This window comes from Micromonospora craniellae, assembly GCF_014764405.1.
Taxonomy (GTDB): Bacteria; Actinomycetota; Actinomycetes; order Mycobacteriales; family Micromonosporaceae; genus Micromonospora; species Micromonospora craniellae.
Genome location: NZ_CP061725.1, coordinates 4,031,616 through 4,055,259 on the forward strand (window position 1 = coordinate 4,031,616; position 23,644 = coordinate 4,055,259).

18 protein-coding genes are annotated in these 23,644 nt (G+C 69.7%); 12 read left to right on the forward strand and 6 right to left on the reverse strand.

What is annotated here, in order from left to right; translation table 11 throughout:
- The first annotated feature begins 6 nt into the window (after positions 1-6).
- Genes ID554_RS18175 through ID554_RS18185 form a run of 3 tightly spaced genes read left to right on the forward strand, consistent with a single transcriptional unit; the run spans position 7 to position 2,399 of the window.
- Entirely contained in the window at positions 7-1,047 is a 1,041-nt protein-coding gene (locus ID554_RS18175) for a FecCD family ABC transporter permease (RefSeq protein ID WP_117226478.1), read from the forward strand.
- A 53-nt stretch (positions 1,048-1,100) separates the two neighbouring features.
- Positions 1,101-2,126: a FecCD family ABC transporter permease gene (locus tag ID554_RS18180; protein WP_199489129.1), complete on the forward strand. Its 1,026-nt coding sequence runs from the start codon at positions 1,101-1,103 to the stop codon at positions 2,124-2,126.
- A gap of 48 nt (positions 2,127-2,174) precedes the next feature.
- The gene (locus ID554_RS18185) at positions 2,175-2,399 is read left to right on the forward strand and encodes a phosphopantetheine-binding protein (protein ID WP_117226393.1); all 225 of its coding nucleotides are present in this window, start codon (positions 2,175-2,177) and stop codon (positions 2,397-2,399) included.
- 18 nt (positions 2,400-2,417) lie between these two features.
- Here the strand turns inward: ID554_RS18185 and ID554_RS18190 are convergent, their stop codons facing one another.
- Together ID554_RS18190 and fes are read right to left on the reverse strand one after the other, a co-directional pair.
- Complete coding sequence (locus tag ID554_RS18190) at positions 2,418-3,716, reverse strand: amidohydrolase (protein WP_117226392.1); 1,299 nt, start codon at positions 3,714-3,716, stop codon at positions 2,418-2,420.
- Positions 3,713-4,969, reverse strand: a complete 1,257-nt coding sequence (gene fes, locus ID554_RS18195) for an enterochelin esterase (RefSeq protein ID WP_117226391.1) — start codon at positions 4,967-4,969, stop codon at positions 3,713-3,715. The genes ID554_RS18190 and fes overlap by 4 nt, the downstream gene beginning before the upstream one ends.
- 44 nt (positions 4,970-5,013) lie before the next feature.
- Here fes and ID554_RS18200 point away from each other — a divergent pair, with 44 nt between their 5' ends.
- The 9 genes from ID554_RS18200 to ID554_RS18240 all read left to right on the forward strand — a co-directional run bounded on the left by ID554_RS18200 (position 5,014) and on the right by ID554_RS18240 (position 18,368).
- Positions 5,014-8,865 carry a non-ribosomal peptide synthetase gene (locus tag ID554_RS18200; RefSeq protein ID WP_117226390.1) on the forward strand — a complete coding sequence of 1,284 codons (3,852 nt, stop codon included), beginning with the start codon at positions 5,014-5,016 and terminating at the stop codon, positions 8,863-8,865.
- Positions 8,866-8,983: 118 nt separating this feature from the next.
- On the forward strand, positions 8,984-10,033 hold the full coding sequence (locus tag ID554_RS18205; protein WP_147333388.1) for a YncE family protein: 1,050 nt from the start codon (positions 8,984-8,986) through the stop codon (positions 10,031-10,033).
- Positions 10,034-10,106: 73 nt separating this feature from the next.
- Positions 10,107-10,964, forward strand: coding sequence for a glycosyltransferase family 2 protein (locus ID554_RS18210; RefSeq protein WP_223884140.1), 858 nt, complete (start codon positions 10,107-10,109; stop codon positions 10,962-10,964).
- 2 nt (positions 10,965-10,966) lie between these two features.
- On the forward strand, positions 10,967-12,157 hold the full coding sequence (locus ID554_RS18215; protein WP_223884141.1) for a glycosyltransferase: 1,191 nt from the start codon (positions 10,967-10,969) through the stop codon (positions 12,155-12,157).
- Complete coding sequence (locus ID554_RS18220; RefSeq protein ID WP_117226387.1) at positions 12,154-13,377, forward strand: glycosyltransferase family 2 protein; 1,224 nt, start codon at positions 12,154-12,156, stop codon at positions 13,375-13,377. The genes ID554_RS18215 and ID554_RS18220 overlap by 4 nt, the downstream gene beginning before the upstream one ends.
- Before the next feature lie 16 nt (positions 13,378-13,393).
- On the forward strand, positions 13,394-15,268 hold the full coding sequence (locus ID554_RS18225) for a fused MFS transporter/spermidine synthase family protein (RefSeq protein ID WP_117226386.1): 1,875 nt from the start codon (positions 13,394-13,396) through the stop codon (positions 15,266-15,268).
- Complete coding sequence (locus ID554_RS18230) at positions 15,258-16,019, forward strand: hypothetical protein (RefSeq protein ID WP_117226385.1); 762 nt, start codon at positions 15,258-15,260, stop codon at positions 16,017-16,019. Before ID554_RS18225 ends, ID554_RS18230 begins: the two co-directional genes overlap by 11 nt.
- Positions 16,016-17,386 carry a lipopolysaccharide biosynthesis protein gene (locus ID554_RS18235; RefSeq protein WP_158573669.1) on the forward strand — a complete coding sequence of 457 codons (1,371 nt, stop codon included), beginning with the start codon at positions 16,016-16,018 and terminating at the stop codon, positions 17,384-17,386. Before ID554_RS18230 ends, ID554_RS18235 begins: the two co-directional genes overlap by 4 nt.
- A complete protein-coding gene (locus tag ID554_RS18240; RefSeq protein ID WP_158573668.1) occupies positions 17,379-18,368 on the forward strand; it encodes a glycosyltransferase family 2 protein in 990 nt (329 codons plus the stop codon). Before ID554_RS18235 ends, ID554_RS18240 begins: the two co-directional genes overlap by 8 nt.
- A 17-nt stretch (positions 18,369-18,385) precedes the next feature.
- Here the strand turns inward: ID554_RS18240 and ID554_RS18245 are convergent, their stop codons facing one another.
- Genes ID554_RS18245 through ID554_RS18260 form a run of 4 tightly spaced genes read right to left on the reverse strand, consistent with a single transcriptional unit; the run spans position 18,386 to position 23,590 of the window.
- Positions 18,386-19,324 carry a glycosyltransferase family 2 protein gene (locus tag ID554_RS18245; RefSeq protein ID WP_117226383.1) on the reverse strand — a complete coding sequence of 313 codons (939 nt, stop codon included), beginning with the start codon at positions 19,322-19,324 and terminating at the stop codon, positions 18,386-18,388.
- A complete protein-coding gene (locus ID554_RS18250; RefSeq protein ID WP_117226382.1) occupies positions 19,315-20,472 on the reverse strand; it encodes a 4-hydroxybenzoate 3-monooxygenase in 1,158 nt (385 codons plus the stop codon). The genes ID554_RS18245 and ID554_RS18250 overlap by 10 nt, the downstream gene beginning before the upstream one ends.
- Positions 20,469-21,104, reverse strand: coding sequence for a chorismate pyruvate-lyase family protein (locus ID554_RS18255; protein ID WP_117226381.1), 636 nt, complete (start codon positions 21,102-21,104; stop codon positions 20,469-20,471). The genes ID554_RS18250 and ID554_RS18255 overlap by 4 nt, the downstream gene beginning before the upstream one ends.
- On the reverse strand, positions 21,104-23,590 hold the full coding sequence (locus tag ID554_RS18260; RefSeq protein WP_158573667.1) for an alpha/beta fold hydrolase: 2,487 nt from the start codon (positions 23,588-23,590) through the stop codon (positions 21,104-21,106). Before ID554_RS18260 ends, ID554_RS18255 begins: the two co-directional genes overlap by 1 nt.
- Positions 23,591-23,644: the final 54 nt, after the last annotated feature.

Consider the following 23,644-nt stretch of genomic DNA (forward strand, 5'->3'; position numbering starts at 1 on the left):
CTGCCGATGACCGATGCCGGCCCGGTCGACGAAGTCCGTACCGGGCCGGCGCGGCGTCATACGATCCGGATCGCCGGGCTGCTCGCGATCGTGGCCGCGCTCCTGCTGGCCGTGGTGGCCAGCGTCGCCTTCGGTGCCCGGCCGGTTCCGCTCGATCAGGTGTGGATGGCACTCACCGCGTACGACGGCAGTCCCGACGCGATCGCGGTACGTGACCTGCGGGTACCGCGGACACTGCTCGGTATCGCCGTCGGAGCGGCGCTCGGGGTGGCGGGCTGCCTGATGCAGGCGGTGACCCGGAATCCGCTCGCCGAGCCGGGCATCCTCGGAGTCAACGCGGGTGCCGCCGCAGCCATCGTCACCGCGTTGAGCCTGTTGGGCATCACCGCGCCCGGGGCGCACGTGTGGTTCGGACTGGTCGGGGCCAGCGCCGCGTTCGCCATGGTGTATCTGCTCGGTGGGGGGCAGGCCGACGCGTCGCCGGCTCGGCTGGCCATCGCGGGTACCGCCGTCGCGGCAGCTCTCACCGGCTTCACCTCCGCGGTGGTGCTCTTCGACTCCGCCGCGTTCGATCACTTCCGGTTCTGGGCGGTCGGCTCGCTCGCCAACCGTGGGATGTCGGTGTTCTGGCAGGTCGGCCCTTTCCTCGCGGTGGGTCTCCTGCTCGCCGCCATACTGGGACCCGGCCTGAACGCGGTTGCGCTGGGTGACGAGCGCAGTCGCGCCCTCGGTGCCCGCCCGGTGCGGATCCGCGGTACCGCAGCCCTGGCCGCCGTCATCCTGTGTGCCGGGGCGACCGCTGCGGCAGGACCAATCGGCTTCGTCGGCCTCGCAGTCCCGCACATCGCCCGCGCCATCACCGGTCCGGACGAACGCTGGGTGCTGGCCTATTCGGCGTTGATGGCTCCCACGCTCCTGCTCGTCGCCGATGTCGTCGGCCGCCTGCTCGGTCGTCCCGGCGAACTGGAGACCGGTGTGGTGACCGCGCTCATCGGCGCCCCGTTCTTCATCGCGATCGTCCGCCGGCTGAGGATCACCCGACTGTGACAAGCACCGCACCTGGTTCGAGGACCCCCGGACCGAAGGTCCGCAGGAACGGCATCACCGTACGCACGGCCGGCGTTGCCCTTCACGTACGGCCACGGGCCATCGGCGTCGGCCTGTGCGTGGCCGCCATCGCATCGATCACCGCCCTGGTGACCTTCGCCGTGGGTGACTTTCCCCTCAGTGTGCCCGAGGTGTTGGAAACCCTGTCCGGGCGCGGAGACCGCATCTCGGAGTTCGTGGTGTACGAGCTGCGGATGCCACGGGTCTTGACCGCCCTGTTCGTCGGCATCGCCTTCGGGGTCGCCGGTGCGGTGTTCCAACGCCTGTCGCGTAACCCACTGGGCAGTCCGGACATCATCGGGTTCACCACCGGATCGGCCACCGGAGCGCTGGTCGGGTTGCTGCTCCTCGGCGGCGGCCTCAGCCTCGCCGGTGGTGCGATCGGCGGTGGCCTGGTGGTGGCCGCCCTGATCTATCTGCTCGCCTGGCGTGACGGGACGGTACGACCACAGCAGCTCATCCTGGTCGGTGTCGGCATCAACACGGCGCTGGCCTCGGTGAACGGTTACCTGATCACCCGTGCGGATCTCGGTGACGCGATGCAGGCCGCGATCTGGCTGACCGGCAGTCTCAACGGGCGCGGCTGGGAGCACGTCATACCGGTCGCCGTCACGGTCGCCATCGGTCTTCCCGTCGCGATCGTGTTGTCCCGGCCACTGAGCCTGCTCAGTCTCGGCGACGACACGGCCGGGGCGTTGGGCGTACCGGTGGAGCGGACCCGCCGTGGCCTGCTGGTGGTCGCGGTGGCACTGACCGCGATGGCGACGGCGGCTGCCGGTCCGGTGCCGTTCGTGGCGCTGGCCGCGCCACAGGTGGCGCGGCGGTTGACCCGGTCGCCCGAACCGGGGCTACTGGTCGCTGGTCTGACCGGCGCGGCTCTGCTGGCTCTCGCCGATCTGGGTGCGCAGCGGCTGTTCACTCCGGTGACGTTGCCAGTCGGCGTGTTGACCGGTGCGCTCGGCGGCGCCTACCTGGCCTGGCTGCTGTTCAGCAGCCGTCGACGTACCCGGCGGGGGTGAACTCGCCGGTCGGAAGGCACGATTGTCCCAACAGAACGGAGTGGACCCATGGCCAACTCGCTGAGTCGGGATCGGCTACGTAGTGACATCGCCGGCATCCTGGGTGAGGATCCCACCACCATCAGTGACGACGAGAACCTCATCGACCGGGGCCTCGACTCGATCCGGCTGCTGATGTTGACCACCCGCTGGCAGAACGACGGTTTCGACATCGGTTTTCTGGATCTCGCCGATGAGCCGACGATCGCTGCCTGGGCGGAGCTGACCCGATAGGGCTACAGGCTGACCCGGTCACCCCTGGCCGGTGACCGGGTCACCGGAGAACGACCGATCACCCTGGGCCGTCAGCATCTCGGCGACGTACGCCTCGCGGGTCAGCCTCGCACCGTGGTGCAGCGGTGGCGCACCTGGTGCGAGCAACTCCACGATCGTCCAGGCGAGCGCCTTGGCCGGAAGCACGTAGGCCACGTACGGGTCGGTGACGCGGAACTGCGCAGAATGGTTCGCTCCCACGCAACCACCGTGGGTCGGATGCAGTACGGGGATCAGCGCGGACAGATCACCGGCGTCGGTCGAGGCGGTGGTGACCGGCGTCTCTGTCCAGTTGGCCGCTCCAGTCAGGGCGATGGCCTGCCGCCGGAACACCTCTCCCAGGCCCCGGTCGACGGTGAGTGGCCGGTACCCGGGTCCCACGGTGACAGTGAGGCCGGCGCCGAGGGCCAGCGCGCCCGCCCGCATCGAGCGTTCCACCCGGGTTCGCGCCTGGCTGATCGCGTTCGGGGTCAAACCCCGGATCAGCGTGTCGACGGTTGCGTGGTCGGCGATCACGTTCAGTGCGGGGTCACCGGTTCGTAGCACGGGATGTACGCGGACGTGGTCGGCGAACGCCTCGCGTTGCGCGTCCAGTGCGTGCAGGGCCACCCGGGCGGCGGCCATCGCGTCCACACCGTCGCCGGCCGCCGAGGCGGCATGTGCGGAGTATCCGGCGAACTCGGCCCGCAGCGGGGTGAATCCTGTGTGCTGCCAGGTCATGCCGAGTGGGGTGGCCCGGGTGTCGCCGACGGCGTGCACCATCATCGCCGCGTCGATGTCGTCGAAGTGACCCAGCCGGATGAGTTCCTGCTTTCCACCAGGAAACCGGGAACGATCGTCGACGGTGAACCGGATGTCGAGGTACTCCTCCGCCGGCACGGCGAAGAAGACGACCCGTCCGTTGAGTTTCCCGGCCAGGTCGGCCGCAACGAACGCACGCGCGACTCCGACGAGATGGGCCACCTGGGCGTTGTGCCCGCAGGCATGGGCGGCCCCGGTGGCCGGGTCGGCCGCCGGGTGCCCCGGCACGCGGATCGCGTCCAGTTCGGCCAGTACGCAGACGGTCGGTCCGGAGCCCGCGCCGACCAGCTCGGCTCGTACCCCGGTGCCGGCCAGTCCCTCGGTGACCGGCAGCCCGAGTGCCCGCAGTTGACCGGCGACCAGGTCGGCGGTGCGGTGTTCCTGCCAGGCCAGCTCGGGGTGGGCGAAGATGTCCTCGCCGATGCCGATCAGGTGAGCCGCGTCACCGTCGATCAGTGCGGCCAGCCGGTCCTTCATCGCAGCAGCCCGCAGAGCGCGTCAGCGAAGCGGGCCCGCCAACACAGTCGGTCGTGGCCGCCGGCGAACTCCGTGTAGGTCAGCGGATAGCCGCGCGCGGTGAGCACGTCGCGCAGATGGCGGTTCGGTTGCAGGGTCACCCACTCGTCCAGACCGACCTCGACGTGCCACCGAAGCGGCTCGCGTGGTGTACGGGCGAGCTGACGGGCGAACCACTCGGCGTCCACGTCGTACGGGCTGTTGCTGGGCCACCAGAAGGCACCTGACTGGCTTAGCACGTTGCCGAAGCGCTGTGGTGCGGTGAGGGCCGCGTACGACGCGGCGAGGCCGCCGAGGCTCTGCCCGGCGATCACCGTACGGGCCGGGTCGGAGGTCACGCCGAGGCCATCCGCACCCTGCTCGATGAGATCGGTGTGGAGGAACTTGGTGAAGGCGGGCTGACACGCGTACTCGGTGAACCGGGTGGGTCGGTCCACACTGTCCAGCAGGAGCGCCACCAGGGGCGGTATCCGTCCGGTGGCGACGAGGTTGTCCAGGATCGGCGCGACGGGCATCGTCTCCGCCCAGATGTCGCCGTCGAGAAGGACCAGCAGCGGGTAGGGGCCGTCCTCGGGGCGGTGTCCCGGTGGGCGGTACCGCCAGACCCGACGCGGCCCGACGACCAGATCACTGTCGATCGTGACCATGTCGGTGTCGCCCGCCGGGTTCTCGGCGCATGGCTGCCACCAGTGCGGTCCTGCGAGCGCGGCAGGGGCGGCGGCCACCGACTTGTGTGGCGGTGTGCGCTGCGCGAGGGTCCGGGGGTTGTACGGGTCGGAGACGAGGTTCGTGGCGACCTGACGCCAGTAGTCAGGCCCGGGATCCTGGTCGGGACCGGTGCCCTCGGTGCTCTCGTCCGGGGCGAAGTGATAGCTGCCCTGCCAGTCGGGACGTACCCGGTAGGTGAGGTGCCACAGGTCGGTGCCGGGCAACCGGAGCATCCGTGAGCGGCCGAGGGCGCTGCGATCGGCGAGCTTGTTGGCCAGGACGAGGACGTTTCGGGTCGGCCGTCGTTCCCGCCAGACGAAGGTGAGCAGTGTGGCGTCGCCGTCGGGCTCGACGAGGGGGGTGCCCTCCTCGCGTACCCGTGCCCAGAAACCGTCCATCGCCGCCGGACCGGCCGTCCGTAGCCGTTCGATCCGTGGGCTGGCGGCGACCGGCGCCGGTCGGGGGGAGGCCAGCCGGGGCGGGACCGAGGTGGGTGGAACGATCATGCGTATTTGCTCCTCGTGAGCCGGTTGCTTAGCCTAGCCTAACTATGGATCGCCGTCCGTTGACCGCAGCTCAGCAGGCACTGTGCTTCGCCCAACTCCTCGACCCGACGAATCCGACATTCCTGTGCGCCCACCGGGTCGACATCGACGGGCCACTCGACATCGAGCGTCTCGTGAAGGCCACCGAACTGGTCACCGCGACGGCCGAGGTGCTCGGTGTCGGACTCGCCACCGACGGTGAGCAGATGTGGTTCACCGAACGCCCGGTCCCGGCCCTTGAGGTGATCGAGGTCTCCGGTGAGGCGGAGGTGACCCGTTTCGTCGACGAGGACCTCGCCGTCGCGCTGCCGCTCACCGGCGCGGCGGCCCTGTACCGGCACGCCCTGCTGCGACACGGGCCGGAACGCAGCACGTGGTATCTGCGGGCGCACCACGTCCTGCTCGACGGTTACGGGTTCGCCATGCTCACCGAGCGGATCATCGCTGCCTACACGGCGTCGGGCGGGGACGCACGCGTGCCGGCCGGCTTCCGGCCGCTGGTCGACCTCCACACGGACGAACAGACCTACCTGGCCTCGGAACGGGCCACCGTCGACCGGGAGTTCTGGCTCGACCGCCTGCGAGACGCCGGAGGACCGGTCTCACCGGGGCACCGCGTGGCTGCCCCGGCGCACCGTCACGCGGTCCGGCACATCGAGTTTCCGGAGGCGGTGGGGGACGGCATCCGCGCCGCCGCCGACCGTCTCGACGCCACCTGGGCGGAGTTGGTGTTCGCCGCCGTCACCGTCTACCTGTACCGGAGCACGGGCGTCCACGATCTCGTGCTCGGCATGCCGGTGGCGGGCCGGTACGGTACGGCCGCCGCCCGGGTGCCGGCCAGTGTGGTCAACGTGCTGCCGATCCGGGTGACGCTGCCTGCGGCAGCGACGGTGCGGCAGGTGCTCGACGTCGTTCGGCGGGAACTGCGGGAGGCACTGCGGCACCAGCGCTACCGCTACGAGTGGCTACAGCGGGATCTCGGCCTGGTGGGTACCGGCCAGCGGCTCTTCGGGCCGCAGATCAACATCAAGCCGTTCCGGCGCGATCTCGCCTTCGGCGGCGGCGTCACGGGGCGGGTGCGTTACCTGGCCACCGGTCCGACCGAGGACCTGGAGGTGACCATCGGGTTGCAGACCGACACCGGCCGCCTCGACCTCACCGTGGACGCCAACCCCTCGTGCTACGACGACGAGGAGCTCGACGGTCACGCCCGCCGGATCGCGTCGCTGCTCACCCGGTACGCCACGCTGGACCCCGACACTCCGGTCGACGAGGTCGGGATCCTCACCGAGGCCGAGCGGGACCTGGTGCTTCGTGCCTGGAACGACACCGCTCACCCGGTACCCGACCGAACGCTGACGCAGTTGCTCGTCGAGCAGGCCGCGCGTACGCCGCACGCAGCGGCGGTACGCGCGGAGGGCGCGGAGCTGACCTACGCCGAGTTGCACGAGCGGGCCGACCGCTTGGCTCGGTGGCTCGTCGCTCGTGGCGCCCGGCCGGGCACACTCGTCGGGGTCGCGATGCCGCGCGGCCTGGACCTGATGGTGGCGCTGCTCGGCGTCCTGCGGTCCGGTGCCGGCTACCTTCCGCTCGACCTGTCCTATCCGGCCGACCGGATCGCCTTCATGCTCGCCGACGCGCGGCCGGTCTGGGTGCTCGACGCCCTGCCCGATCTGACCGCGTCACCGGCATCCGGAGCACCCGCCGATCCTGCCGGGGCACCAGCCTCCCCGGACGGCGCGGCAGGCCCCACCGACACCGCCTACGCGATCTATACCTCCGGGTCGACCGGACGCCCCAAGGGGGTGCTGGTGCCACACCGGGCCATCGTCAACCGGTTGCTCTGGATGCAGCACCGATACGGACTGACCCACGGCGAGCGGGTGCTACAGAAGACCCCTTCGGGGTTCGATGTCAGTGTCTGGGAGTTCTTCTGGCCGTTGATCGTCGGCGCGACGGTGGTGATGGCCCGACCGGACGGGCACCGGGATCCCCGATACCTGGCCGAGGTGATCGTCGAGGAGAAGACCACCACTGTGCACTTCGTGCCGTCGATGTTGCGGGTCTTCCTCGCCGAGGAGACCACCGGGCGCACGGCGGCGGTGCTCCGGCGGGTCATCTGTAGCGGCGAGGAACTGCCTGACGATCTGGTCCGCCGGCACCACGACATCATCGGTGCCGAACTGCACAACCTCTACGGTCCGACCGAGGCGGCGGTCGACGTCACCTCCTGGCAGTGCTCACCCGACGACCCGCCGGGGCCGGTACCGATCGGCCACCCGGTCTGGAACACCCGCATCTACCTGCTCGACCCGGGCGGAGCCCCGGTGCCGCCGGGGGCCGTGGGTGAGTTGCACATCGCCGGACGCCAGGTCGCCACCGGCTATCTCGATCGTCCGGAACTGACGGCCGAGCGTTTCGTGCCGGACCCGTGGGCAGGCCCCGACGAACGCATGTACCGTACCGGCGACCTGGCCCGCTGGCGTCCGGACGGGGCCATCGAGTTCCTTGGCAGAGCCGACGGGCAGGTCAAGGTCCGTGGCGTGCGGGTCGAACTCGGTGAGATCGAGGCCACGCTCAACCAGTGCCCAGGAGTGCGACAGGCCGCCGTCACCCTGGTCGACGACCGACTCTTCGCCTACCTCGTCGGCTCGCTCGACATCCAGCGGTGTCGTGCCCACCTGGGTCGAACGCTGCCGGAACAGATGATCCCCGCCGTCTTCGTGTCGGTGGAGGAACTGCCACTGACGCCGAGTGGCAAACTCGACCGACAGGCACTGGCCCGCGCCGCCCGGGAGCAGCCCGATGCGGTGTCACCACCTTCGACGGGTTCGACCACGCCGCCGCGTACCCCGACCGAGATCATGCTGGCCGAGTTGGTCGCCGAGGTGCTCGGCACACCGGTGCCGGGATCCGAGTCGAACTTCTTCGACCTGGGTGGGCATTCGCTGTCCGCCGCCACCCTGGTCCGGCGGATCCGCACCGAGTTGGGCGTGGCACTGCCACTCGCCGCGGTCTTCGCCGCGCCGACGATCGCCGGGATGGCCGCGCGTCTGCACGAGGGGACCCGGGGTGACGAGGCGCTCGGGACACTGTTGCCGCTACGCCCTGCGGCGGGCGGACCGGCGCTCTTCTGCGTACATCCGGCGGGTGGTCTGGCCTGGTGTTACGCCGGACTGCTGCCGCACGTCGATCCGTCCGTCGCGGTGTACGGCCTGCAATCGGCGGGGCTGACCGGGCCGCTCGCCGCGCGTTCGTTGGCCGAGACGGCGCAGGAGTACGTGCGGCAGATCCGCGCCGTGCGACCGCACGGGCCGTACGCGCTGGCCGGTTGGTCCGTGGGGGGTGTCCTGGCGCACGCGGTTGCCGTGGAACTCCGCGCTGCGGGTGAATCGGTGAGTGTGTTGGCCCTGCTCGACGCCTACCCCGGTGACCAGTGGCGAGACCTGCCCGCGCCGAGCAGGGTGGACGCGTTGCGGGCACTGCTCTTCATGGCCGGTTACGACGAATCGTCGGTCGTCGGCGAGTTGAACACCGAGTCGGTGCTGGCGTTGTTGACGCGGAGCGGCAGCCCACTGGCTGAGCTCGACCGGTCCGTGCTCGCGAAGGTGCCCGAGGTGGTCGCCGACAACGCCCGGATGATGCGTACGCACCAGCACCGGAAGTTCGACGGTGAGGCGTTGCTCTTCGTGGCCGCGGCACCCAGGGCCGAGGACTGGTTGGATCCGCAGGGCTGGTCTCCGTACGTGGCCGGTCTGACGATCCACCCACTGGACTGCACACATCCCGCAATGGTGCGACCGGAGCAGTTGCGCAGGGTGGGACGTGAGGTGTCGCGCAGGTTACGAGGCTCATAGTCCTTTTTGGACGTCTACCGGGCCGGCACGTGAATAATTTCGCAGTACATTGTTTTTAAGGTTAGCCTAAGCTAACTTCTTCGCGAGTTGCTTTGAAACGATCTCGCAAGGAGTCCTCATGTCTGGTCAACGTGGTGTGAGTCGCCGTTCACTGCTAGCCGGTGCCGGCGCCGTGGCCGCCGCCTCCACAGTCGCCGTCGGTGTCGGCTCGGCTGCGTCGGCGTCCAGTTGGTGGGGTTACAGCAGCGTGGTGCCCGTCGTCACGGACGAGTCGTGGCTCTACGAACTGGCCTGCCTGCCCAACCTGCGCCGGGTCTACGCGGCGAACCCCTGGACCAACACCTCGACACGTGAGCCCAGGCACACCATCAGGGTCGTCAACGCCGGTGCGTCCAGGCTCGTCGGTGAGGTCAACCTCGGTGCGGGAAGCGCGTTCGGGCTGACCGCCAACCAGGAAACCGACATGGTCTACGCTGGCGACCAGATCTTCACCGAGCTGGTCTACGCCATCGACGGCCGGACCAACCAGGTGGTCCGCACTGCTGAGGTCGCTGGCCAGCCGCGCGGCCTCGCCGTCAACCCGGTCACCAACAAGCTCTACGTCACCCTGACCAACCAGGGCAGGCTCGCCGTGCTCGACGGCGCCACCCTCGCCGTCGAGGCCAGCATCGAGATCGGTCTCATCGAGCCGGCAAAGGTGGCCGTCAACCCGGTCACGAACATGGTCTACGTGTCGAACGCGAATCGGCGCGGCTCCGGTAGCTCCGTCACGGTCATCGACGGCGCCACCAACACCATCACCGCCAACGTGCCGGTCGACATGTACGCGCTCGGCATCTCCGTCAACGCTGCCGACAACAAGATCTACGTCTCCAACTACACCAGCGAGACCCTCTCGGTCATCGACGGCAGGACCCTCAACATCGTCGGCAAGGCGTACGTGGGCGGCAGCCCGACCGCTGTCGAGTACAACGCGGTGACGAAGAAGGTCTACGTGACCAACTTCGAACAGAAGGGTGCGGTGACCGTCATCGACGACATCGCCCACACGGTCACCCGGCTGCGAGTGCGTCCGGCCGCCCTCGGTCTGGCCGTCAACCAGAAGACCGGTGCCGTCTACTCGAGCAGCCAGACCGAGGGCTCGGTCTTCCTGATGAACCCGCTCTGAGTCGGACCGTCTCCTCCCACTCTCCCTAGCCGAGCGTCGCCATCGAGCTGCACGACCCACAGGAGGCCAACCGGTGCAGCCCCTGCGCCCACGACCCCAGACCCAACCCACCGTCACCGTGGTGATCCCGGCCCGCAACGAGGCCCGCAACCTGGAGGAGGTTCTGCCCAGGCTACCGGACGTACACGAGATCGTCGTCGTGGACGGCGCCTCCGTCGACGACACCATCGAAACCGTCCGCCGGGTCAAGCCGTCGGCCCGGATCGTCGGACAGACCCGGCGAGGCAAGGGCAACGCACTGGCCTGCGGCTTCGCCGAGGCCACCGGTGACATCATCGTCATGTTCGACGCAGACGGCTCCGCCGACCCGGAGGAGATCCAGAGGTTCGTCCACACCCTCACCGAGGGGGCGGACTTCGCCAAGGGAAGCCGGGTCATGCCCGGCGGTGGCAGCCAGGACCTCACCATCATCCGGGGCCTGGGCAACCGGAGCCTGACCTGGTTCACCAACCGGCTGTTCCGGACCCGCTACAGCGATCTCTGCTACGGCTACAACGCCTTCTGGCGCGACGTGTTGCCCAGCCTGGTGCTTCCCGACCCGAAACCGGAAGGTCAGGTGATGCGCTGGGGAGACGGTTTCGAGATCGAGACCGTGCTCAACTGCCGGGTCGCCGTGGCCGGGCTGCGGGTACGCGAGGTGCCGAGTGTCGAGCTGTCGCGCATCCACGGCACCAGCAACCTCTCGGCCGTCCGCGACGGACTGCGCGTTCTCAAGACCATCCTCACCGAACGCCAGTCCGCACGGCGTCACCGGGCCATCGCCCGAGCTGTGATGGCTGCCCCGAAGGTCATCATTTCCGAACTCGTACCCGCACAACGGCGTGCGGACCTGGTACATGCCGGGCTCGTCGCCGACGAGAGGGCCGCCTGACCATGTCGCAGCCCCCACCCAGGGTGCTGGTCGTCGGTTCGGGCTTCCGCTTCACCTCCGGCATCAGCTACTACACGTGCCGGGTGGCGAACGCGCTGAGCGCTCGTACCACCACCGGTGTCCTGCTCATGCGTCGCCTGATTCCCCGGTTCCTCTATCCGGGTCGGCGTCGGGTCGGCACCCATGTCCACGACCTGGCGTACGAACCGACGGTCACCGTTCACGACGGGGTCGACTGGTACTGGCTGCCGTCACTGGTACGCGCCCTGCGCTTCGTCCGCCGCCAGCGGCCGGAGCTGGTCGTCTTCCAGTGGTGGACCGCAGCCGTCCTGCACTCGTACCTCGTCCTGGCCTGGTACGCGCGTCGTCACGGAGCCCGGGTGCTGATCGAGTGGCACGAGGTGCAGGACACCGGTGAGGTGCGGATACCTGGCGTACGGCGCTACGCCAGGGCATTGATCCAGCGGCTGATCCGGCTCGCTGACGGACACGTGGTCCACAGTGAGTTCGATCGCGCGATGCTCGTCGAGCACTACCCACTCGACGGGGCCCGGTACGTCGTCGTGCCGCACGGCCCCTACGACCACCACGTCGAGGAGGCGCCGGCACCGGCCCACGAAGCCGTGACCGGAGCCGGCACCAGTACGGCGAAGGCCGACGACGGGGTGACCGAGGTCCTCTACTTCGGGGTCATCCGGCCGTACAAGGGGGTGGAGGACCTGGTCGCCGCCTTCGACTCGCTCCCACCGGAGCAGGCCGCGCGGCTGCGTCTCACCATCGTCGGTGAGACCTGGGAGGGCTGGCACGCCCCGTTGCGGGCAGCCGCCGCCTCCCGCTACGCCGACCGGATCACCATCGTTAACCGTTACGTCAGCGACGCGGAGGTGGCCCGCTTCTTTGCGGCCGCCGACGCGGTCGCCCTGCCCTACCGGCGCTCGTCGTCCTCCGGTCCGTTGCACATCGCCATGTCCTCCGGGCTGCCGGTGATCGTGTCCGAGGTGGGCGGGCTGGGCGAGGCGACCGATGGGTACGAGGGTGTCCTGCGGGTGCCGCCGCAGGACCCCGCCGCCCTGGCCGCCGCGCTGGTCGAGGTCACCGCCTACCGGGGTCGCCGATTCGCCGACGTACGGTCGTGGGACGAGATCGTGGAGGGCTACCTGGAGTTGTATGGTGTCGAACGGGTACCGGCGTGACGACACCCGTCAGGCTGTTGGACGGATCCGGGCCGGATCTGGTCACCGACTTCGAGCTGACCGCTCCCGTGGACATAGCCGACCGCACTTCCGACGGTGTGCGGCGTACCCGTGCCTGGATCGTCCTGCGCGACCACGGCCTGCCCGTCGGCATGCTCACCCTGGCCATCCCTGACGGCGGTCTGCCTGCGGCTGCGGTCACCGAGGCGTTCACCGGTGTCCGGGTGCCCGATCCGGCCGCCCTGCAAGCGGCCCGGGAACGGGCCTGCCGCGACGGTGCCACGGTGACCGCGGTGGTCTGCACCCGCGAACGTCCGGAAGCGCTGCGTCGCTGCCTGGAGAGCCTGCTGCGGCAGGACTACCCGCATGCCACGATCCTGGTCGTCGACAATGCCCCCACCAGTGAAGCCACCTGCCGAGTGGTCGCCGACTTCCCCTCGGTGAGATATGTCGTGGAGCCACGGCCGGGCCTGTCCCGGGCCCGTAACCGCGCCCTGGCCGAGATCGACACCGAGTTGGTCGCCTGGATCGACGACGACGAGGTCGCCGATGTGCGGTGGCTCACCGAGATCGCCCGCGCCTTCCTCGAATACCCTGACGCCGCCGGAATGTCAGGTGTCGTGGTGCCCGCCGAGATCGAGACCGCCGCTCAGGCCTGGTACGAGGCGTTCGGCGGACACAGCAAGGGGCGCGGGTTCACCGCTGCCGACTTCGTGCCGGGGGCGATGCGACAGAGCCCGCTCTATCCACTGCCGCCGTTCGGGGTCGGGGCCAACATGGCGTTCCGTCACACGGATCTGGTCGCTGTCGGCGGCTTCGACGAGGCGCTCGGCGCGGGCACCCTCGCCGAGGGAGGTGAGGACACGTTGATCTTCACCAGGTTGCTGTTGGCCGACCGGCCGCTGCTCTACCGCCCGGCTGCCCTGACCCGGCACTATCACCGTCGTGAGACGGAACGCCTAGCCGCCCAGATGCGGGGTTATGGTGTGGCGTTGACCGCTTTCTACACCAGTCTGCTCCTGGACCGGCCCCTGCTGTTGCCCCGACTGCTGCGGCTGGCGCCGACCGCCCTGCGGGATGTGAGTAGCGGCGGGAGCCTGCGTAACATCGGATTGCGCGAGGGGATGCCCTCGGAGTTCATGAGCCTCAACAAGCGCGGGATGGCGATCGGTCCGTGGCGGTACCTACGCAGTCGGCGGCAGGTCCGACGTGACAGTTGACCAGACGTTGGTTCGTGTGGCACCGCAGCCGGAGTTGGGCCGGCCCGTCCGGGTGGAGCACGAACCGGCGAGGCCCGAGCCGGTGCCGCACGGGCCGGAGCAGGAGAAGACACTGGCGATCTGGCAGTCGGCACGAGCCTTCGGGTTGGTCGCGTTTCCGGCGACGGCGCTCTCGTTCCTCCTCGTTGCGATTTCCTTCGCCGGTGGACGCAGCGATGCCGGTTGGGCGACAGGCGCCTACTGGAGTGGTCAACTTCTGCTCATCGCCGTGACCGGGGCGGCGTGCCTGCACCCTCGGCTGACTCCGGCACTACGGGTCGCATCACTCTTCGCGTTCACCGCGGCACAGTACGCGATCAAGGTCGCGTACTCGCCGATCAACTTCAAGTTCGCCGACGAGCTCCAGCACTGGCAGACCACCCTCGGCATGCTGGACAGCGGGCGGCTCTTTCCGACGAACTACAGTCTGCCGATCAGCCCGGTCTTCCCCGGGCTGGAGATCCTGACCGTGACTGTCATGCACGTCACCGGGCTGGCGTTCTTCCCCGCCGCAGTGGTGGTGTGTGCCGCGTCGACGATGCTGCTGACCGCGGCGGTGCTGGCCCTGGTGCGGCAGGTGACTCCCCGTTGGGACATCGTCGCGCTGGCGACCCTTGTCTACCTGACCAACCCGAACCACGGCTTCTTCACCTCCATGTTCCTCTACACCACTGCGGCCCTGCCGATGTTGGCGCTCGCCTTTACGCAGGTGGTGAGCCTGCTGCGGGATCCTCGGCGCCCGGTCGGGCGAGTCCTGCTCGGGCTGCTGTTCTGCGGCGGTGTGCTGGTCACCCATCACCTGACGATGGTGGTGTGCGTGGCGTTGCTGCTCACCGCAGTGCTCTGCGCTGCGGCACTGCGCCCGCTGCGACGCTCGTTGCCGGCGGTGGGCACGCTCGTCGCCTTGGTCTGCGCGATGACCACGGCCTGGGTGGCGTTCGTCGCGCCTGCCGCCGTCAGCTACCTCGGGGGACCTCTGATCGCGCTCGCGGAGACCTTCACGCAGCTCGGCGGGGGGCCGTCGGGTCCCTCGGTCGCGTCGACCAAGCCGATGACCGAGACGGCGTTGTCCGCGGCGGCGATCCTCGTGCTCGGCGGTGCGGCCGGACTGCTCGGGCTCTGGGCACTGCGTCGACGGATCTGGTGGCTGGCGGTGCTGCTCATCGGCATGGCCGGTCTCGAAGCGGCGATCATCATCATCCGGGTCGTCAGTCCACGCGGGGAGGAGTTGGCAGGGCGAGCCCCGGCCTATGTGACGTTGCTGGTGGCGGTGGTTCTCGCGCTGGGTCTACAGCATCTGCGGGTCGCTCTCACCGGTGCGCGGCGGATCGCGGCAGCCGGGTTGGCACTGCTCGTGCTCTTCCTCGGCGGACTGACAGCCGGATGGCCCCCGTACTGGCTGCGGGTACCCGGCACCTACCACGTCGCCGGGTACGAGGCGTCCATCGAACCGCACACGCTGGGGCTGGGCTGGTGGGCGCGGGAGAACCTGCCCGCCGGTAGTCGGTTCGTCGCCGACTTCGGCAACCAGAACGTGCTGGGCACCATCGGCGGACTGGATCCGGTGAACAGTCCGGCGGGGATCTTCTACCGTCCCGCTTTCGACTGGAGCGACCGGTCGATGGTGCAGGCACTCTCCGTGCGGTATCTCGTCGCAGACCGGCGCCTGCTCGACCAACCACCGGTACGCGGCACGTTCTTCATCGGCGACCACCCGCCGGGGTTGGACACCAGCGGTCCCTTCCCGCCGGAAGCGCTGGCCAAGTTCGACACCGTCGAGGGGATGGGCGTCGTCTTCGACGACGGGATGATCCGCGTGTACGACCTGAGGAACAGCCGATATGCCTGGTAAGCAGAGCTTCTGGCCATTTCTCGTCGTCCTCGTCTTCGGGCTCGGCGCGTGGCTCGACTGGGCCGTGCTGCGGGTACCCGCAGGACTGGTGTTGATCCTGCTGACCCCGGGTTGGCTCGTCCTGCGGCTCTCCCGGGCGCGGCTTACCTGGTGGTACCGCGCGGTCCTGGCTGCCGGAATCTCGTTCGCGCTGGCCATGAGCTCGCTGCTGGTCCTGGAACTCTTCGCGGTGACCGCCACACCGACGGTGGTCGGCGTCCTCGTCGCGGGCGTCACCCTGCTGCTCGCCGTCGCCGACCTGCTGGTCGGGAGGTTCGCCAACCGGCTCACCGCCGCCCCGGTCGCCCCCCGGCTCTCGCGGGGCTCGGTCCCGCCGGTACGCCGGCTCGCCGCACCAGTGCTGGCGGGTCTGCTCACCGTCGGACTGGCCGCCACCGCGTGGGGTGTCTCCGTCGCCAGTGAACGCGACCACACGTCAGTCACGTTCACCCAGGTCGGGCTGGTGCCCCTGAACGATGCGCCCCGCACCCTCACGGTCAGCGTCACCAACCGGGAGGGGCGGCAGGTGGCGTACCGGGTGGTCATCGATGCGCCGGGTGCCGAGCCGCAGGAGATGCCGGTGACGCTCGACGACGGCGACCGGTGGGATCAGCGAGTCACCGCCGCGGAAGCCGGGACCGTCGAGGTCACCGTGCACGGTGGCAGCGAGGTACCGACCGGAGCCCGATCGGTACGGGCGGTGGTGTTGTGAGTCGGCTACGGGCGCTGGTCCGCGACAGTTCGATGCTGCGTTCCGCCGCCGCCCTCTACGGCTCGACGGTCGTCACCGCCGGTCTCGGTTTCGCGTTCTGGGCGGTGGCGGCACGCCTCGCCTCGCCCGCCGAGGTCGGCTCCGCCGCGGCTGCCATCTCCGCGATGCAGCTCATCGGTTCGTTCTGCACGTTCGGCCTGGGTAGCCTGCTCATCGCCGAGTTGGCACGGCGTCCAGCCAGCGTGCCCTGGCGCCTCGTCAGTGCGAGTCTGGCGGTCAGCGCGACCGCCGGCCTCGTCCTGTCGTATCTGCTCGTGCTCGTCGTCGGTGGCATCCTGGGAATCGGTGGTCCCCTCTTCACCACCTGGTCCGGGCAGTTCCTCTTCGCGCTCGGTGTGGCCGGGCACGCCGCTACCGCGGTGCTCGATCTGGCCCTGGTCGGGGCGAAGCTCTCCGGCCGCCAGTTGTTGCGCAACGCCAGCTTCGCCGTCGCCAAGCTGGCCGCGTTGCCGATCTTCGCCGCGGTCATCGGCCTCTCGGCAGGCTGGATCTATGCCGCCTGGCTGGCTGGCGCGGTCCTCTCGGTCGGTGTGGTCCTGTCCCGCAGCTCCCGTCCGTCCCGGTGGTTGCGTCTTCCGGCGTCGCCCACCGCGCTACGTGGCCTTGGCGCGAAGGCCACCGGTCACCACGTCATCAACGTCTCCGCCCACGCCCCGTCGCTCGTCCTGCCGATGGTCGTCGCGACGGTGCTGCATCCGGTGGACAACGCCGGCTTCTACATGGCGCTTCAGATCGCGAGCTTCGCCTGGGCCGTCTCGGTGCACATGTCGACCGCGTTGTTCGCCGTGTCGGCGGGCGACCATTCCCGCCTACGCCGTGAGCTGCATGTGGCGATGCGGACGGCGCTGCTGGTCACAGCGGTGGGAGCGGTGGCCAGCCCTCTGCTCGGTGCTTGGGCGCTGGGCATCCTCGGATCGGCGTACGTGGCGGCGGCACCGGCACTGACCCTGCTCATCGTGGCGACGCTGCCGGCAGCGGTCAAGGCGCTGTTCATCGCGGTCTGCCGGGTGCAGGGCAGGCTCCGGTTGGCTGCCACGAGTGTGCTGTCGGGGTCGGCGTTGGAGATCGCGCTGGGGTCGGTCGGTGCCTTCTACGGCGTGACCGGCGTGGCGGCGGGCTTCCTGCTCGCCACGGTCGTGCAGGCAGTCGTGATGTGGCCACGTGTGGCCCACGCCGCGGGCTACCGGATCGCCTACCGTCGGTCGGCGCCGACGCCGGACCCGGTCGCCGCCGGGGCGGAGCCGGACGCGGCGGAAACGTCCGGTCGGGAGGAACCCGTGCCAGCGGGAGAGTCCGGTCGTGGCTGAACCAGTGCGGCACGTCGACCAGACAGGCTCCGACTCGACGGTCAGCGTTGTCATCCCCACGATCGGGCGGCCCAGTCTGCGCCGAGCGGTGCAGAGCGCGCTGGGTCAGACCCGCCCTCCCCACGAGGTCCTGGTCGTCTTCGACGGCCAGGCACGCGACCACGCGGCGCGGTGGCGTGACCGGTGGCCGGACGCTCCGGTCCGGATCGTCGTGGCGGACGGCGGCGGACCGACTGCCACCCGCACAGCCGGGGTCCGGGCCGCCACCGGCACTCTGATCGGCTTTCTCGACGACGACGACGAGTGGCTGCCGACGAAGCTCGCCGAGCAGGTCACCCGGCACGACGCGCTATGTGCCGAGATCGCCTATCCGGTGGTCATCGCGCAGTGTGTCGATGTGGACGAGGAAGGACGGGTGCTCTTCGTGCCGAAACCGGTCACCGGCGTTCATCCGTTGGGTGACCGGCTGTTCCGGCGGACGTCGGTGCGGCAACGTACCGCGCTCGGCGGGTCGTCGGCGATCCTGGCACCGCGCGAACTGCTCCTGGCCGAGCCGCTCAACCCTGCGATCAACCTGCACGAGGACTGGGAGTGGCTGCTGCGGGCCGACCGCCGGGCCGACGTGCGGGTGACGGTGGTGGAGCGTCCGCTGCTGCGCTACCTGCTCAACCGTCCCGGTACCTCGGCAGGCTCGCCAGGGAAGGGCTGGTGGGAGAGTGTGGCCTTCGGCAGGTCGGCAGATCTGTCACCACGGGCGCTCGGTGATTTCCTGATCACGGTGAGCGCACCGATCGCGGCGGCCCGGGGCTCCCGCCGGGACGCATGGAGCATCGCCGCGCTCGCCGTGCGGGAAGGCCGGCCGGGCCTGCCCGCGGTCAGTATGTTCCTGCTGTTGATGACCACCCCGGCCCGGTTCCGGTGGGCCGCCGCCGCGCTGCTCCAACGGCTGCGGCATCGAGGCGACCCAGGGTCGCAGCCGTAGCTCGCTCGCGCACTTCGTCACCTGCGTCGGACGTAGGCCACTGTCTCCAGGATCCCGCGCAGGAGCCGCGCGACGAAGTCCTCGGCCCGCCACAGGCGCAGTCGGCCCGCTACCACCAGCGCGCCCTTCAACAGCAGCACCGTGAGGGGAACCACGAAGCCGAGCCGCAGGCTCGCCGCCACCACCCGCCGCAGGCGGGCCACCACAGCCGGCTCATCCTCAGCGTGCGTCGCAGAGGGTTTGACCTGCCAACGTTCCTCCATCGCGCGTACGGCGGCGCCACGGGTGCTCGCCTCTTGCAGGAACGAGGCGTTGGTCTTCTCGTGCAGGTGCAGGCCAATGGCGTCACGGTCGAAATGCCCGGTGGCACCCACCGCGCGCAGCCGCAGGCCGAGATCGAGGTCCTCGAAGTAGCGCAGCCGGCCCTCCTCCCGCAGTTCCTCGGCGGCCAGGTAGAGCGAGCGTTCCATGCTGACGTTCCCGCCCCACAACCCTTCGAGGACCATGGTCGGGTCACGGTCCCACCGGCGCATCGCGCGTTCGTAGTCGGCGGCGAAGATCCGGCTGCTGACCTGCCCGCACCGATGTCGGGGCATGTCTGCCACGGGGATGTACCCGGCGAGCACCGCACCGGAGCGCCCGATGTGGAAGGCGCGGTGGCGGTCGACCAGCGCCTCGCCGGGAACGATGTCGTCGTCGGTGATGAAGACGATCTCCGAGGTGGCGTGGCGTATCCCTGCCGCACGTGCCCGTGCCGGACCGACGTTCTCCGGTAACTCCAGCACGTGCAGCCGCGGCTCGCGCAGTCCGTCGAGATAGGCACGGGGCTCCGGCTGAGGACCGTCGAGCACCACGATCAACTCGTCCGGCTCCTGCCTCAGGTAGGCGGGCACCACCCGGCGGAGCAGGTCGGTCCGGTGGTACGTGGGCATGACGACCGCGATGCTCAGCGCCACGACCAGCCCACCGCAAACGGCAGACCGACGTAGTTCTCCGCGAGATTGCGGGCCGCGCTGGGTGCGGCCACGACCCGGTCCAGTTCGGCGTGCCGTAGCCGCTCGTCGAACGCGTCCGTTCCGGTCAGGTTGTGCAGCAGCGCGGTCATCCACCACGAGAAGTGCTGTACCTGCCAGACCCGCCGTAGGCACCGGGCGGAGTACTTCGCCAACTCGTCCGGCGTACCCGCGTAGTGCGCGCCTAGGCCGTACGAGAGGGCGACCGCGTCGGCCACGGCGAGGTTGAGGCCCTTCGCGCCGGTGGCGGGAACGATGTGCGCGGAATCGCCGACGAGGAAGAGACTGCCGTGTCGCATCGGCTCGACGACGAAACTGCGCAGCGCCGTCACGCCACGATCGAAGATCTCACCCTGTTCCAGACCGGGTTCGCCCAGGCGGCGGCTCAGCGCCGCCCAGATCCGGTCGTCGGGCCAGTCGGTGAGGCTGGTGTCGGGCGGCACCTGTAGGTACTGCCGGGTCACCGTCGGCCCACGCATGCTGTGCAGGGCGAAACCGTCCGGGTGGCGGGCGTAGATCAGTTCTTCGGCGGCGGGTTTGGTGCGGGCCAGAATGCCGAGCCAGGCGCACGGGTAGACGCGTTCGTAGGCGCTGAGCGCGCCGGTCGGGATCGAGGCCCGGCTCACGCCGTGGAATCCGTCGCATCCGGCGACGAAGTCACAGTCGACGGTACGCTCCACACCCTCGTGCACGAACGACACCCGGGTGTCGTCGACGCGTACCGAATCGACCTCGAAGAGGATCGGTGGTGCCAGCGATGCGATGAGGTCCTTGACCAGCTCTTGCTGGGCATAGACGGTGATGGCCTGACCGCCGGTCAGTTCGGCGAAGTCGATGCGGTGGGTGGCACCGTCGAAGCGTAGGTTTATGCCGTGGTGCAGCATCCCCTCACGACGCAACCGGTCGGCGAGACCGATCTCGGTGAGGAGGTCGACCGTCGGCTGCTCCAGCACACCGGCCCGGACCCGCGACTCGATGTGGGCCTGGCTCTGCGCCTCGATGACCACGCACTCTATGCCCTGCCGGTGCAGCAGGTGGGCCAGGGTCAGACCAGCTGGCCCGGCACCGATCACACAGACCTGGGTTCTCACGACGACTCCTCGAAGACACGGGGTGCGAACCACTCGGTGATCAGGCAGAGCGGCCGACCATCGTCCACGAGCCGCATGAGGTACGTCCTTGCCGGTGTCATGCCGTCGGCGTCGACGCCGAGACTGGCGCCGCGTACTCCGAGCCGGCGCATACCCCAGTCCCGCAACTCGCGGGAGACGGGCACCCGGGCCGCGGCCAGCATCCGGCCGATCGGCTCGTCGGTCGAGGCGAGATCGCGGGCGACGGACGCGGGCAGCCGGTCGAGCACGGCCACCACGGCGGCGGCGGCGTAGTCGACGCCGTCGTCACCGGTCAGCAGCACGTCACGGATCAGGAGTTCGTCGCCGACGGCGGCGTCGAGGTGGTCGATCCCGAGTGCCGCGAGCCACGACAGGTCCGGGGCGTCCAGACCCGTGTAGAACTCGTCGGCCGGGTACATGATCTCGTCGTGCAGCGGCAGTCGCCAGTGCGAGTGCACCCGGACGGTGATGGTCCGCCCGGTCAGGATCTCCAGGGCGGTGGTGGTCAACCCGTCACCCCGCAGCACGAGCTGTTCGAGACGGCCGAGCGGCTGTGCCCGGTGCTTCAGCACGATGGCCGGGCCCTGACGTGAGGTCCCGCGTCGTCGCATCACAGCGCCTTCGCGATGGCGGACGCCACGGACTCGACGTGTGGTTCCCGCAACACCGATGGATGGTCGCAGCCGACCCGATGGATGTCGAGGTCTCCGGTGAGCACACCGCCCCAGGCCGCGGGATCACCCGGATGTTCCTCGGCGAGGAAGAGCAGCGACCGGCCGGCCCAGGGGCGTACCCGGTGCAGTCGGGTCAACAGGTGCCCCTGTTCGAAGAAGACCCCGTACTGGGTGATGCCGTCGAACGGGACGACACCGGCCAGAGGCAGGCGCATCCGGTACGACCAGAGCTCCCGCGAGTCTCCGCGCAGCCGGGCGAGCAACCCTCCCTTCGGCCGCTTCACCGGCACCAGCTCCGGTCGGCCGACCGGCCCGGCGAAGGTCATCTCCTTGGCAAGCTTCGGCAGATAGGTGTCGAGGACGGCGACCAGGGACACCTCCTCGCCGAGCGCGACCAGCCGATGTGCGACATCCAGCGCGATCAGCCCACCGAGGGAGTGCCCGACGAGGTGGTAGGGTCCGCGTGGTTGCAGCTTCCGGATGGTGGCCAGGTGCCTCCGCGCGGCCCGACCGACGCTCCAGTCCGGCAGCCCCCGGTTCTCCAGCCCGTACGCCTGAAGCGCATGGACCGGGCGGTCGCCGGGGAGCCGCCGGGCCAGCGGCAGGAAGCTGAAGCCGAGCCCGCCGGCACCGGCGAAGCAGAAGATCGGCTCGCGTTCACCGTTCGCTCGGAGAGTGACCAGGGTGGGGTGCCGTCCGGCGGGGCGTGCCTGACTGACCAGCCGAGCGAACTCGGCGACCGTCGGTGCGGCGACCAGGTCGGCGGAGGTGAGCCGGAGTCGCAGTCGCTCCTCCACCGCGGCGAGCAGTTCCTCGACGGCGAGCGAGTCACCACCGAGCGCCATGAAGTCGTCGTGCACACCGACTGATTCCAGGTCCAGTACCTGTGCCCAGAGGTCGGCGACGATGACCTCCCAGTGGCTGCGAGGCGGCAGGCCGGCGTCGTTCTCCGGTGGCGGCGGCAGGGCGACCCGGTCGACCTTTCCGCGCTCGTTGCGAGGCAGGCTCGGGAGCACCACGATCGCGGTCGGCACCATCCAGGACGGCAGGCGTTCCCGCAGGAACCGACGGAGTGTGGCGGGTGCGGGCGTCCCCGCGGTGGGATGCGGGGCCACGTAGGCGGCGAGATGCACCGGCTGCGAGCCCTGCTGGACGGGGACCACGACCGCCTCGGCGATGACCGGAGCGGTGAGAAGCGCTGCTTCGACCTCGGCGGGTTCGACGAGGTAGCCGCGAATCTTGACGGCTGAGTCCCGTCGCCCCATCAGGTGCAGGACACCGCGGTCGTCGAAGCGGCCGAGATCGCCGGTGCGGTAGACGGTCCCGCTGAATCTCGCCGCGGTCTCGTCGGGAGCGTCCCAGTAACCGCCGGAGAGGTACTCGGAGGTGACCACGACCTCTCCGGTCTGGCCGGCCGGGACCGGCTCGCCGTTCTCGGCGACGATCGTGACCTGCTTGCCGGGAGCCGGGAATCCGACCGGCACGATGCCCTCGGGCACGGGGTCGCCGGGCGGGATCGGGAAGAAGGCAAGGTGGCCGATCTCGGACGAGCCGGACCAACTGGTATAGACGCAGTCGGCGGGCAGGTGCGGGCGCAGCGCGGTCACGTCCCGTCCGTGGATCGCCTCGCCGCAGGTCGTGACCAGACGCAGGCCGGTGAGCCGCTCGTCCGGCGCCAGCACCGCCAGCAGCGAGCGCAGCAGGGACGGTGTGCAGTGCAACGTGGTCACCTGTACCGACCGCAGCCAGGCTGCCATGTTCCTCATGCCGCGTACCCGGGGGTCGTAGGCGTAGAGACCGGCACCGTTGAGCAGGGCGAAGACGAAGACCGTCAGCCCGGCCATGAAGGCGGCGGGTAACACCAGCGCGACCCGGTCACCGGCGTCGACGCCGAGCCGGTCCCGTCCGCCGTACGCCTCGTTGAGCAGCATGTCGTGGGTGAGGACCACACCCTTGGGACGGCCGGTCGAGCCGGAGGTGAAGCAGATGAAGGCGGCCTCCCGGCCGGCCCTGTCGACACGGGCATCGCCGGGTCCGGTGGTCAGTGCCTCCGCCGGGGAGCCGGTGGTCAGTGCCTCCGCCGGGGAGATCGTCCGGAGTGGCACCCGGTCGCCCTCGTCGGTCAGGCAGACAGTCGCACCTGCCTGCGCCACGATGCGGTGCAGCTTCTCGTCCGGCAGGGTCGGATCGAGCAGGACGACCGGGCGGCCGGACTTCAGCGCACCGAGAATGCCGAGCAGTCCGTCGGCGGTCTGGGGCAGCAGGACGGCAACGGGGCTCGCCGCATCGTCCTCGCCCCCCAAGGCGGCACCGATGCGCTCGGAGCGGGCGTTGGCTTCCGCGAAGGTGTACGACCCTTCGACGGACACGAGTGCGGGGACATCCGGCAGAGCGTCCGCCACTTCGCGGAAACGCTCCGTCACCGATCGGGTGCCTCCCGGCACGACAAGTGCTGCGAGCTGCATGGATAACCGTTC

Excerpts from the sequence above, each read along its gene's own strand:
- ID554_RS18175 (WP_117226478.1), top strand. The coding sequence starts at position 7 with ATGACCGATGCCGGCCCGGTCGACGAAGTCCGTACCGGGCCGGCGCGG.
- ID554_RS18185 (WP_117226393.1), top strand. The coding sequence starts at position 2,175 with ATGGCCAACTCGCTGAGTCGGGATCGGCTACGTAGTGACATCGCCGGC.
- ID554_RS18190 (WP_117226392.1), bottom strand. The coding sequence starts at position 3,716 with ATGAAGGACCGGCTGGCCGCACTGATCGACGGTGACGCGGCTCACCTG.
- fes (WP_117226391.1), bottom strand. The coding sequence starts at position 4,969 with ATGATCGTTCCACCCACCTCGGTCCCGCCCCGGCTGGCCTCCCCCCGA.
- ID554_RS18200 (WP_117226390.1), top strand. The coding sequence starts at position 5,014 with ATGGATCGCCGTCCGTTGACCGCAGCTCAGCAGGCACTGTGCTTCGCC.
- ID554_RS18205 (WP_147333388.1), top strand. The coding sequence starts at position 8,984 with ATGTCTGGTCAACGTGGTGTGAGTCGCCGTTCACTGCTAGCCGGTGCC.
- ID554_RS18215 (WP_223884141.1), top strand. The coding sequence starts at position 10,967 with ATGTCGCAGCCCCCACCCAGGGTGCTGGTCGTCGGTTCGGGCTTCCGC.
- ID554_RS18230 (WP_117226385.1), top strand. The coding sequence starts at position 15,258 with ATGCCTGGTAAGCAGAGCTTCTGGCCATTTCTCGTCGTCCTCGTCTTC.
- ID554_RS18255 (WP_117226381.1), bottom strand. The coding sequence starts at position 21,104 with ATGCGACGACGCGGGACCTCACGTCAGGGCCCGGCCATCGTGCTGAAG.